Annotated in this window: 9 protein-coding genes; 3 read left to right on the top strand and 6 right to left on the bottom strand. The window is 71.1% G+C overall.

Annotation, left to right across the window (positions count from 1 at the left end):
- Positions 1 to 885, top strand: an 885-nt coding sequence (locus tag ACFFNX_RS29280) for a Sco1979 family transcriptional regulator (RefSeq protein WP_512699865.1), incomplete at its 5' end; no start/stop codon positions are given.
- A 198-nt stretch (positions 886 to 1,083) separates the two neighbouring features.
- Positions 1,084 to 1,764, top strand: a complete 681-nt coding sequence (locus tag ACFFNX_RS29285) for a choice-of-anchor P domain-containing protein (protein ID WP_378208969.1) — start codon at positions 1,084 to 1,086, stop codon at positions 1,762 to 1,764.
- On the opposite strand, the gene ACFFNX_RS29290 is transcribed toward ACFFNX_RS29285, so the two are convergent.
- A complete protein-coding gene (locus ACFFNX_RS29290; protein WP_378208971.1) occupies positions 1,754 to 2,383 on the bottom strand; it encodes an SAM-dependent methyltransferase in 630 nt (209 codons plus the stop codon). The two genes, ACFFNX_RS29285 and ACFFNX_RS29290, sit on opposite strands and share 11 nt — an antisense overlap.
- Positions 2,380 to 3,339: an NAD(P)/FAD-dependent oxidoreductase gene (locus tag ACFFNX_RS29295; RefSeq protein WP_378208973.1), complete on the bottom strand. Its 960-nt coding sequence runs from the start codon at positions 3,337 to 3,339 to the stop codon at positions 2,380 to 2,382. Before ACFFNX_RS29295 ends, ACFFNX_RS29290 begins: the two co-directional genes overlap by 4 nt.
- 326 nt (positions 3,340 to 3,665) lie before the next feature.
- Between ACFFNX_RS29295 and ACFFNX_RS29300 the strand changes: the two genes are divergently transcribed.
- On the top strand, positions 3,666 to 4,574 hold the full coding sequence (locus tag ACFFNX_RS29300) for an alpha/beta fold hydrolase (protein ID WP_378208975.1): 909 nt from the start codon (positions 3,666 to 3,668) through the stop codon (positions 4,572 to 4,574).
- Between the two features lie 6 nt (positions 4,575 to 4,580).
- On the opposite strand, the gene fxsT is transcribed toward ACFFNX_RS29300, so the two are convergent.
- From fxsT to ACFFNX_RS29320, 4 genes are all read right to left on the bottom strand, one after another.
- Positions 4,581 to 8,462 carry an FxSxx-COOH system tetratricopeptide repeat protein gene (gene fxsT / locus ACFFNX_RS29305; protein ID WP_378208977.1) on the bottom strand — a complete coding sequence of 1,294 codons (3,882 nt, stop codon included), beginning with the start codon at positions 8,460 to 8,462 and terminating at the stop codon, positions 4,581 to 4,583.
- Positions 8,455 to 9,699, bottom strand: a complete 1,245-nt coding sequence (locus tag ACFFNX_RS29310; protein ID WP_378208979.1) for a TIR-like protein FxsC — start codon at positions 9,697 to 9,699, stop codon at positions 8,455 to 8,457. The genes fxsT and ACFFNX_RS29310 overlap by 8 nt, the downstream gene beginning before the upstream one ends.
- Entirely contained in the window at positions 9,696 to 10,316 is a 621-nt protein-coding gene (locus ACFFNX_RS29315; RefSeq protein WP_378208981.1) for a TIR-like protein FxsC, read from the bottom strand. The genes ACFFNX_RS29310 and ACFFNX_RS29315 overlap by 4 nt, the downstream gene beginning before the upstream one ends.
- An 86-nt stretch (positions 10,317 to 10,402) precedes the next feature.
- Positions 10,403 to 11,470 (bottom strand): aKG-HExxH-type peptide beta-hydroxylase (locus ACFFNX_RS29320; protein ID WP_378208983.1); only part of this gene is annotated, 1,068 nt, incomplete at its 5' end.

An 11,470-nucleotide genomic window follows, 5' to 3' on the forward strand; every position in this document is an offset into this window, starting at 1 on the left:
ACCACGGTCCATGACGAGGGCGGCGCCCCGCCCGACGAGGCCGACAGACCGGCCGGGCCGACGGCGACCCGGATGGTCCTGGGCGCGCACCTGCGCCGCCTGCGCGAGTCGCGGGGCATCAGCCGCGAGCGGGCGGGCGAGGCGATCCGCGCGTCCCAGTCGAAGATCAGCCGCCTGGAGCTGGGCCGCACCGGTTTCAAGCCGCGCGACATAGTCGATCTCTGCGCCCTGTACGGGGTGACCGACGAGGCCGAACGCGCGACGCTGCTGGACCTGGCGCGGCAGGCGAACATGCCCGGCTGGTGGCACGAGTACGCCGACGTGACCCCGTCATGGTTCGAGCCGTACCTGGGCCTCGAACAGGCCGCGAGCGTCATCCGCATGTACGAGGTGCAGTTCGTCCCGGGCCTGCTGCAGACCCCCGACTACGCCCGCGCGGTGATCGAGCTGGGCCACACGGCAGAGGTGGAACGCCGCCTCGAACTCCGCATGCGACGCCAGGAGATCCTGCGCCGCCCGCACCCGCCGCACCTGTGGACGGTGATCGACGAGGCCGCCCTGCGCCGCCCGATCGGCGGACGGGCGGTCATGGTCACCCAACTGCGGCACCTGATCGACATGTGCGGGCCCGCACACGTCACGATCCAGCTGATGCCCCTCCAGTCGGCCGGCCACGCCGCCGCCGGCGGCCCGGTCACCCTCCTTCGCATGCCCGAGCACCATCTCCCGGACGTGGTCTACCTCGAGCAGCTGACGAGCGCGCTCTATCCCGACCGCCGCGAGGATCTCGACCACTACCGCGACATCCTCAACCGTCTCGCCACCCAGGCCGCGCCGCCCGACGCCACCCCGAGTCTCCTCCACGACATCTTGCGCGACCTTTGAGGAACCGCCCGCGACGCCGGGCCCACCCGACAGAGGCCGCCCGAATTGTCGCCGGATGCGCCATGTGACCGGTACGGGAAAAAGCTCGCTAGAAACTTCGGAAATTCGTGCAACCGAAGTGCCCCCTGGTGCGTAAAGGACAGACGCAGAGCTTGACCCATACCTTCATTCATTCCCGAGGAGACAACTGTGCGCTTGATGACCCTGACCGCAAGCGTCGCGATCGCCGGAGCGATCGCCGTCCCGGCCGCTCTCGCGGCGACGGCCTCCGCCAGCCCGGCCACCGGCACCGCCTCGGCCTTCGGCGTGTCCGCGACCGGCCTGGTCAACATCCCGCAGGTCCCGGCGGTCACCTCTTCGAGCGGGGCACAGAACAAGAGCCTCGCCGAGCTGCCGCCGAACCCGCTGGTGAAGCTCAAGGTTCTGCACACCTCCGCCGCCGGGGCGTCCTCGCGCGCGAGTGTGGTCGACCTCAAGGTGGTCAAGGCCGCGCTGTCGGCCCACCTGATCACGTCCAAGTGCGTCGCCGGCAAGGGCTCGTCGCACCTGGTCAAGGCCTCAATCGCCGGCCACCGTCTCGCCGCGGCCGCGGCGCCGAACAGCGCGATCACGGTGCCGGTCCAGGGCGTCGGGTCGGTCTCGGTGGTGCTCAACAAGCAGACCCACAATGCGGACGGCAGCCTGACCGTCACAGCGGTGGAGGTGAAGCTGGGGCTCGCCACCGGCCAGGCCCAGACGATCGACATCTCCTCCGCCACCTGCGCCGCCGCTCAGGCCACGCCGCCGCACCAGCCCGCGCCGACCCCGACGCAGAGCACCCCGCCCGGTCAGGCGCCGGCACCCACCCCGGTGCCGAGCGACCTCCCCGTCACCGGCTGACCTCCTCTCCGGTCAGGCGCCGGACCCTGAGCGCGTTGTCGGTACGGGTTGCCGGCCTTCCGTCGGGTCCGGACTGGGTCCGCTCGTGTTCCGCGCAGACCTGCACCTCCCACTGCCCTTCCGGGAGGTGCAGGTCCGCCAGGACCTCCTGCGGAGTCGGCAGCCGCACGTGGGCGTGATCGTGGTCCCACGGCGGAAGACCCCCGTGGCCGACGATGAGCAGCACCCCGCCGCGTACGACGGCCGAGGCCGCGGTCCGCAGGATCTCCTCCCGTGGCATGTCGCCGGGGGAGTGCAGGAAGTGCGCGGAGACCAGGTCGAACTCCCCGGCCGGGAAGGACGTCGCGAGGTCGTGCCGCTGGAGGTCGATCCGTCCGGCGACGCCCGCCTCGGCCGCGTGCCGGGCCGCACGTTCGAGGGCGACGCGGGAGATGTCGACGGCCGTCACGTGCCATCCGCGCCGGGCCAGCCAGATCGCGTCACCGCCCTCGCCGCAGCCCAGGTCCAGCGCCCGTCCCGGCGAGAGGTCGGAGATCTCCCGGACCAGCACGTCGTTCGGTCTCCCGCTCCAGAGCCGCTCGCTCTCCCGGTACCGGGTGTCCCACTCTTCCGCGGTCATCGCCGTCCCTCCCGGCGGGCCTCGACCGCCCGGCGCGTCTCCTCCGCCACCAGGTCCGCGTTGATCGCCGCGCCGGCGCGTACGCCCGCGGCCGCCGCGCCGATGACCTGATCGGCCAGGCCGGTCACGTTGCCGGCCACCCACACTCCCGGGACCGCCGTCGCTCCGGACGGGTCCGCCGCGATGTAGGTGCCGATCACGTGGCCGCCCATCTCCTGCTCGGCCGGCTCCAGCCCGAGACCGGTGAGCACACCGGCCCGGGCGGTCATGAAGGGCGGGACGATGAGGGCGTCGCAGGCGACCTCCCCGCCGTCCTCCAGCCGTACGCCGGTGAGCCGGTCGTCCTCCACCTTCACCGCCGTCACGCGGCCGCCGACCACGGTGACGTCGCGGGCGATCAGTTCCTCGTTCTGCGCGAGACCCTCGACGCCGTTCGCGAAGAGGGTCAGGTTCTTGCTCCACTGCCGCCACAGCAGCGCCTGGTGAACCGCGACCGCCGAGGTGGCCAGGACGCCGATCGCCCGGTCGCGCACCTCCCAGCCGTGGCAGTACGGGCAGTGGAGCACGTCGCGGCCCCAGCGTTCGGCCAGGCCGGGCACGTCGGGCAGGTCGTCGACCAGGCCCGTCGTGACGAGCAGGCGGTCGGCCGTCACGGCGGAGCCGTCCGCGAGGGCGACGCGGAAGCCGCCGGCGTCACGGCGCTCGGCCGACACGACCTCACCCGGCCGGATCTCGCCGCCGTACCCCTCGACCTCCCGCCGGCCGTCGGCCAGGAGGACCTCCGGCGGCATTCCTTCACGTCCCAGGTACGCGTGCACCTGGGCCGCGGGCGCGTTGCGCGGACTCCCCGCGTCGATGACCAGGACCCTGCGCCGCGCCCGTGCCAGGGCCAGCGCCCCGCTCAGGCCGGCCGCTCCACCACCGACGACGATCACTTCGAATGTCTGTTCCGTCATGCCGACGATGGTGCGCCGCCGCCGCTCCAGACGACAAACCTCTTTGCCGGTTCGGCAAAACGACCGTTGGGACGAGGACCGGCCATACCCGATCCGGTGGGTAAATGTTGTCCGAACGTGATCAGAGACCTGACTCCGGCGAGCCTGGCTCCGTACCGTCTGTTGACATCTAATTACCTGAACACAGGAGCCACTTGCGTGGTTACGGCGACGCTCTTCCGCGTTACGCTTGACTACCAGTCTGAGTGCCGTCACTCCAGCCTCGGGGTAGGTATCGCGCTGGGCGCGACTGTCAAGGCCCGTGTTAGGGACACTAGGAGGCGCAGGTGCTGAAGGTGCAGGCTCCCGACGGGCGACTACTGGCCGTCGAGAGCTGGGGCACCCCCGAGGGCACGCCCGTATTCCTCATTCATGGCACCCCGGGCAGTCGCAACGGGCCGAGACCGCGTGGAATCGTGCTTTATCGACTCGGTGTCCGATTGATTAGTTACGATCGGCCCGGCTATGGCGACTCTTCGCGACATTTCGGCCGCACCGTCGCCGACGCCGCCATTGATCTGAAAGCGATCGCCGACCATCTCGGCATCGAACGGTTCTCCGTCGTGGGCCGTTCCGGCGGCGGCTCCCACGCCCTCGCCTGCGCGGCGCTGCTGGAGGATCGCATCGATCGGGTCGCCGCCCTGGTGAGCCTCGCTCCCTCCAACGCCGAAGGGCTCGACTGGTACGACGGGATGACCGGGTCGAACGTCGAGGAGTACAGCCGCGCCGACGAGGACCTCGACGACATCGAGGACAAACTCGCCAGGCGGGCCGAGCTGATCCGGGACGATCCCGAACAGCTGCTCAAGTTCCTGCTTCCCGAGCTGGCCGGACCGGACCGCAGGATCGTCGACGACGTCGCGATCCGGCGCCTGCTCACCCAGACCTACTTCGAAGGGCTCCGGCGGAGCGCCGACGGCTGGATCGACGACGTGCTGGCGTTCCGCCGGCCGTGGGGCTTCAACCTCTCCGACATCAGCGTGCCCACTCTGCTCTGGCACGGCGCCGACGACCGGTTCTCCCCGGTCGGCCACACCCGCTGGCTGGCCGACCGGATCCCCAATGCCGAGGCGCTCGTCGAGGAGGGCGCCTCGCACTTCAGCGCCGTCGAGGTCCTGCCGCGCATCCTCTCCTGGATCGTCACGGGCGAACACGGCATGAGACCGCTCGCGCTCTCCCGCACCGCCGCGTGGTAGGCGGCGTCAGAACGGCTGCGGGTCCACGGCCCTGACCAGCCGCCGACCGGCCCGCAGCGTGTCGATGTGCGGGTGGCCCTCGTCGAGCAGCGTGGCGAGACGGGCGATGACGGCCTCGCGTTCTCGCGCCGCGTCCGCGTCGCCGAGCTCGTGGCGGGTGAGCAGGAGGTTCGCGCGGCAGCGCAGCGTGTCGGGGTGCTGAGCGCCGAGCGTGGTCGTCATCCGCTGGACGACGAGCTCCTCATACTCCTTGGCCTGGTCGTGCTGCCCCATGTCGGCCAGCAGCACCGCGAGCACCATCGTGGCGGCGAGCGTGTACGGGTGCAGTTCGCCGAGGTACCTCTCCAGATTGACGTTGGCCGGCCGTACCGTCTCGAGCGCCTCGTCCATCTCGTCCTTCAGCCGCAGCGCGCTGGCGAGGTTGACCTGGCAGGCCAGGGTGTGGGGGTGGGTGTCACCGAGCCGCTCCTGGTAGACCGCCCGAACCGCACGCGTCTCGGCCTCCCCCGCGTCGAGCTCTTCCAGCGCGAGCATGTTGGCGGAGTGGCTCAACCGGGCCGAGAGCGCGTCGCTGCTGTCGCTGCCGAACCGCCGGTCCAGGCCGTCGAGCGCCTGGACGAAGTGCTTCCTGGCCTCCTGCGGCCGCCCGGTGCCGCGCAGCGCCACGCCGAGCAGCACCTCGGCGTTCAGCGTCGTCCGGTGCTCGGCCCCGAGCGCCCCGCGGCAGGACTCCCACACGGACTCGACCCGCGACGCGGCCTCCTGGTAGCGGCCGGCCTCGATCAGGTCACGGGCGACCTGAATCGACGAGTGCAGGGTGAGCGGGTGGTGGGGGTCGAGGGTGTGCCGGCGGCGAATGTAGGTGTCCTCGTCGAGCTGGAACGACTCGGTGAAGCGCCCGTTGACGCGGTAGGAGACCGCGAGGTTGTTGGCCGCCGAGAGGGTACGCGGGTTGTCCTCGCCGTACAGCCGGCTCCACGCCGCGTACGTCTGGCGGTCCATGTCGAGCGCGCGGCGGTAACGCCCGAGCGCTCGAAGGCTGCCGGATAGGCTGCCGGCCGTCATCAGCGTGTGCGGGTGCTCCGGGCCGAGGAGCTCCTGCTGCCCGGCGAGCACCTTCTCGTCGAGCTGCCGCGACTCCTCGAACTGCGCCAGGTCGCGCAGGATGTTGGACAGGTTGAACTGCAGGTGCAGGATCTGGGTGCGCAGACGGGTCACCGCCGACGGGTCGGTCTCGGCGGCCAGCATCTCCTGCCAGGTGCTCTCGGTGGACCGGGCGAGGTCACGGCCGCGTTCGAGGTCGCCTCGTTGCCACAGGTAGCGCACGCGGTCGATGAAGAGTCCACGGACCGCCTCCTCCGGTGAGTCGACGGCCTTGGAGAAGGTCAGATGGGGCCAGATGATGCCGTAGCGCTCCCAGGTGTCCGGGTCGTCCACGTCGCGGCGGGGGCGCACCGCGGACAGGACGCGGTGGATGTCGCGCCGCGTCTCGGCGAGCTCTTCGGGCGACATCCGGCTCTGCACGACCGCCTGGACCAGGCGATGGATGTTGACCTGCCCCGCGCTGGCGTCGAGCCTGAGCAGCGCCAGCCGGCTGATCTCCTGGATGACGCGCCCGATGACCATGGGCTCGGCCAGAGCCGGGTCGTAGGGTTCGAGGATGGCCGCCATGGCGGGGCTGTAGAGCAGGTCCAGGTGAATGACCGGTGCGAGGATCGAGCACAGCTCGAACAGCCGCGCCGCAGCCGGCGACTGCGCCCTGAGCCGTTCCAGGGACAGGTCCCAGGCGCGGGCGACGGGCGCGGAGTAGTCGTCCGGCCGGCTGATCGAGAGGGTGTCCACCTCGCGTCGTTCGAGCTCGGCCAGGTAGTCGCGCACACGCGTGCCCGTCTCCGCGAGCCAGGCGGCCGCGGTCGCGACGGCCAGCGGGAGGTCGCCGAGCCGTTCGGCCACCTGGTCGGCCTCCTCGCGGGTGATCGAGGGCGCGCGCTCGCACAGGTGCGCGATGCTCTCCTCCCGGGCGAAGACGTCCACCGGCAGGGCGTTGGCCCGCTGGTTCCACGCGAGGTTGCGGGAGGTGATGAGCGTGTGACCCCGGCCGGTGGGCACGAACACCTCCAGCGCGGGGATCTCCTCGGCGTTGTCGAAGACGAGCAGCCAGCGGTCCACCGGACGGCTGTTGTTGAGCGCGTCGAGCACCAGTCGCGCCATCTCGCTGACATTCGCGCCGGCGGGGGCGATCGGGCCGTACTGCTTCTCGATCTGCTGGCCGAGCTCCGTCAGCGACGTGTCGACGAAGGCGGGCTCCTCGCAGTCGATCCACCAGACGAGGTCGTAGTCGCTCTTGAAGCGGTGCACGTACTCCAGGGCCACCTGGGTCTTGCCGACACCGCCGAGCCCCTGGAGCGCCAGGGGCAGCACCACGGTCGTCCCCGTCTCGCGCAGCTTGCCGCGAAGCGTGGCCAGGTCCTCCTCGCGGCCGGTGAACCGGGCGTTCCGCGCCGGCGCGCGGTAGATCAGCGGGTCCGCGCCGGGGTAGCGGACGCCCTCCGCCTCCGGCTCGCCGACCATGCCCAGCAGGTCGAACAGCCGCTCGATCGCCTCGCGTTCGCCGAGCCCGGCGAGGAACGTCCGCGAGACGGCGTCGGAGAAACGCGACAGCGGCCGCATGTCGGCGACGTAGACGGCGTGGTACGGCAGGTCGCTCAGTCCCTCGTGCGTCCGGCTGCCGTTCTCCTGGCTCGAGATCAACCTCAGCAGGCGCGGAACGGGCTCGTTGCGCCCGCGCAGCTGCGCGGCCTTCCCCTCATCGAGCACCGGGGCGCCGGCGGCCTCCAGGACCTTGCGGATCCAGTCGGCCCAGATCTGGTCCTCGGGGGCGTACTGGATGACCACGGGCGGGGTCTCCTGGGGCGGGCGCCGGGCGAAGCGGGCCTTGACCTCCAGCCGCCGCGCCTCGTCCATGACCGGCAGTGAGGCGATCCGCCCATCGGTGATGTGGCCGGTGAGGCGTTCGAAGGACGCCAGCAGTGTGGTGGGCGGGCCCGGCAGGTCGCCGAACACCGCGAGCGTCTCCTCGTACGCGTAGAAGGGCTGGTACGGCACCTGCACCTCGGCCCAGTAGCGCAGCCGCTGCGCCCCCGAGATCCCGGCCGGCAGCCCGGCGAACCGCTGCCTCGCGAAGACGTGCCCGGCCTCCGCGCGTTCCTTCTCCGCCAGGTCGACGCGCATCGGCACCGGGAGGATCCGGATGCCGCGGCTCGCGTAGGTCAGTGAGATGTCCCGGGCGATCCGGGCCGCGCCCTCGATCCCCTGGGTGCTCAGCGTGAAGCAGTCGACCAGGATGTCGGGCAGGTGGACCGTGCAGATGTCGGCCACGTCGCTCAGGCCCGTACGGCTGTCGATCAGCACGTAGTCGTAGCGCTTCTTCATGTCCGCGCGGAGCGCGTCGAAGAACGCCCCGCCGCGCAGACGGTCGTAGAAGTTCTCCCAGTCGAGGCCGCTCAGCGTGGCGGCGTAGTCGGTGTTCTGCCGACCGGCCGACAGGAAGTCCAGGCCGCCGCCGTTCGGGAACTCCCAGTTCAGGGAGAAGGCGTACTGCTGCACCTGTGCGCTCGAGACGGCCAGGTCGGCCGCCGCGCCATCGCCGTTGCGCATGGCCGCCCACTCATAGGCGCGGACCATGTCGATGACGCCCGGCTCATCGCTGACGTCAGTGGGCAGGAAAGGCGCGTAGAAGCGGTGCAGACCCGGCGATTCGAGGTCCCAGTCGGCCACGAGCACACGCCGTCCGTTGGCGGCGAGGATCCAGGCGACGTTCGCGAGCGCCATGGTGCGCCCGGTCCCACCCTTGTACGAGTAGAACGTCACGATCTGGCCGTCAGTCATCGGCTTCCCTCCCGGGAACGGCTCTGGGGTCGCGGCTCAACCGGGGGCGGGCTTCCGGCGTGTCCGTGGCGGACCCCTGCATCGGGCCCTTGCGCAGATACTGGCGCTCCGCTTCGACGATCAGGAAAGGCACGAGCGCGACGAACTCCTGGAACGACTCGATTCCGCGGGCCGCGCGGCGGGCCGTCTCGGCGCGCGGCGCGCTCGCGTCCGTCACGATATCCGCGGTCTCCCGCGCGAGTGCGGTGATTCGCGGATCATGGCGTTCTCGATCCACGACGACCACCGGCAACACCCAGAGCGGCAGCGACTCCAGGTACGCCCGCAGGGTCTCGGCGCCGCCGTCCGTCGCGACGAACCACGGATCGATGAGCACGATTCCCGGTTTGTCATGTTGGTCGTCCCCGAGTTTCTCGACGCCGGTGACGACCACGGCGAAGTCGAGCCGTTCCGCCACGAGCGTTGCGTAGGCGGCGAGCGGGAGTTCGTGACCTTCCGGGAAGGGCCGCCACTGCGGGCTTCCGCTGCCGTACGCCTCGGGGTCCCGGCCCGGCGGGAGGGTCTCCGTGGTCGGCGCCGCGACGGTCACGGCGAAACGCGCGGCGGCGGCCTCCGGCTGGAACGGGCTGTCGAGCCGGTCGACGTCGTCCGCCGGCGAGGGACCGACCGGGTCGTTCTCGGCGACGGCGACGATGCGCCGGGCCAGGCGGTCGACCACGATCCGGTACGCGTCCTCGTACACCTTGAGACGCAGGAGTGCCTGGAGCCCGTTGTCCGGGTAGGCCGGCGACGCCGCCTCGAAGAGCGGGACGTCACGTGCCCACTCTCGATGCTGTTCGCCGAGGACCGGTGTCCACAGGACCGGCACGAAACGGCTCATCGGGTCCTCGACGCCCGCGCGCAGCATCCGCCGGCGGAAGCTCTCCCATTCACGGCCGCTCTGTAGCCGCGAGAAGTACGCGGGTGAGTAGAGCGGGACGAGGACCTCGGCGGTCTCCAGCGCTCCGGCGAGAGCGGCCCGCCAGTCCGATCCCAGGGGGATGCGCTGGTCGAAGAAGCCGCCGCCCAGACCGGAGCCCTCCGTACGGTGCCGGCTCACGGCCTGGTCGAGATCGCCGAAGAACCGTGTGACCCACCGGTCCAGGTCGCCCGGACGCTGGCTGGCCAGCGGCGGCGAATGCGCGTAGCTCAGCAGGAAGTACCGGCCTCGCGGCTCCGGGTTCTCGCTTCGCGTCACGGCGCCTCCCGGAAGATGTCACGTAGATCGGTGTGCTGGAGGACACGGGGCTCGACCACATGGCTGTGGGCGATGTCGGCCACACGCTGCGCCAGCCGCCAGACGACCGGCTCATAGGCGTCCTTGGCCACCTTGGTGAGGCCGAGCACCCCTTCTTCCTGGTAGAGCTTGGCGATCTCCGGGTCCGGGAGACCCTCCGGCGCGAACCGCTGGATGGCGCTGACCGCGTCCGGCGTCTCGACCCCGGCCGGCAGCGGAGCCCAGATGACCGGGACGATCGCCGTCTGGTGCTCCGAACCGCCCACCCGCGCCTGGATCACACGCTGGGCGAAGGCGTACCACTCCATGCCGCACCATTCGCTGGTCAGATAAGGCATGGACAACAACGCCACGAAGACCTTACAAGTGCCCACCGCGCTCAGCAGTTCGCCGGTCCAACGGCCGCCGCCCGATATGGATGTGTCCATAAAGCCGGGTTCGGCACCGGCCTTAAGATCGACGAGCTCGGCGAGCATCTCGGAAAGGTCCCGGAAGAATTTCGCGACCGGCCGGCCATTGGGGGAATGCGCGTAGCTCAGGAAGAACACGGGGTCTGCGCTGCTCGCCACCTCGCGCACCCCTCCAACCACACCGTTATTCGGACTATCGTATGACCCGACGTGCGAGATCGGCAGCTCGTCGCCAGACGCAATTTTTCGGGTAATCAGTCCGTACGGGCCCAGCGGTCGCGGGTCGTCACCATGCCCTCGGCGAAGATCCGGCCGTCTCCGGTCAGGACCCCGGGTTCCAGCAGCGCGTCCAGTCCCCGCTCGACCACGGTGCGGTGGTGCCGGAAACGTTCGAGGTCACGACGCGAGCGCCAGAGCTCGCCCAGCGCGAGGGATCGATAGGCGCCCCGCAGGACGTCGGCCACCGGCCGTGGACCGTCGCCGCCGGCGGGCCGGAGCGGCCTGCCGGGGTCGTACAGGTCGTGCAGATCGGTGATCCCGTTGAGCTTGGTGCTCTGGAACTCCCCGAGGAGCACCTCGGCGAGCTCGTCGGGGCCTGGAGGGAGCCCGGCCGCGACCGCGCCGTACGCGTCGGGCAGGCTCATGCCGCCCGGCTCTCCGGCCAGCGGGACGATCGAGCCCGCCGCCCGCCCCAGCACGTCGGCGTACGAGGGGAGCCGCGTCTTCAGGTCGCGCGCTCCCGCGTCGAGGACCGACCGCCACGACCGCCAGCCGGCGGACGAGAGCCGGCCGGTGACCGGCCGGTGACCGCCGCCGCGGAAGGGGTCGAGGTCCTCCAGCACGAGCGCGAGGCCGCCGGCGACGATCCGTCGCGTGGGCTGCCAGACGCCGCCGTGTTCGGCGGCGATCCCGTCGGGAGTGATCCGTACCCGCACGGCCGTGCCGGCGTCGCCGGTCCTCAGCGCGCCGAGAGTCGGCAGGTGCAGGAGGCCGTCGCGGACCGGCAGCGCCAGCTCCACCGCCGTCTCCGCACGCAGTGCCACCGCGGCCGCGAGCCCCGCCAGGTGAGCGCGGTCGAGGTCGGCCCTTGACGAGGGAGCAGGGCGCAGGCACCGGGTCGCCCACGCCTGGACGTACGGGTGGGCGAGGACCTCCCGGACGGCTCTGCCGTGCGTACGGTCGAGCTCGCACAGCAGGTCCCAGCCCTCCGCGGCGACGCGCGCCAGCTCACGGTCCTCCCCGGGACGGCCGACCGCCACCCGGGCGACCAGGGCGCGGTTGACGGACAGGCGTGACTCGGCCAGCGCCTCGAGGCCCGCGCG

This window comes from Actinoallomurus acaciae (genome assembly GCF_042429965.1).
GTDB classification, from domain to species: Bacteria; Actinomycetota; Actinomycetes; order Streptosporangiales; family Streptosporangiaceae; genus Actinoallomurus; species Actinoallomurus acaciae.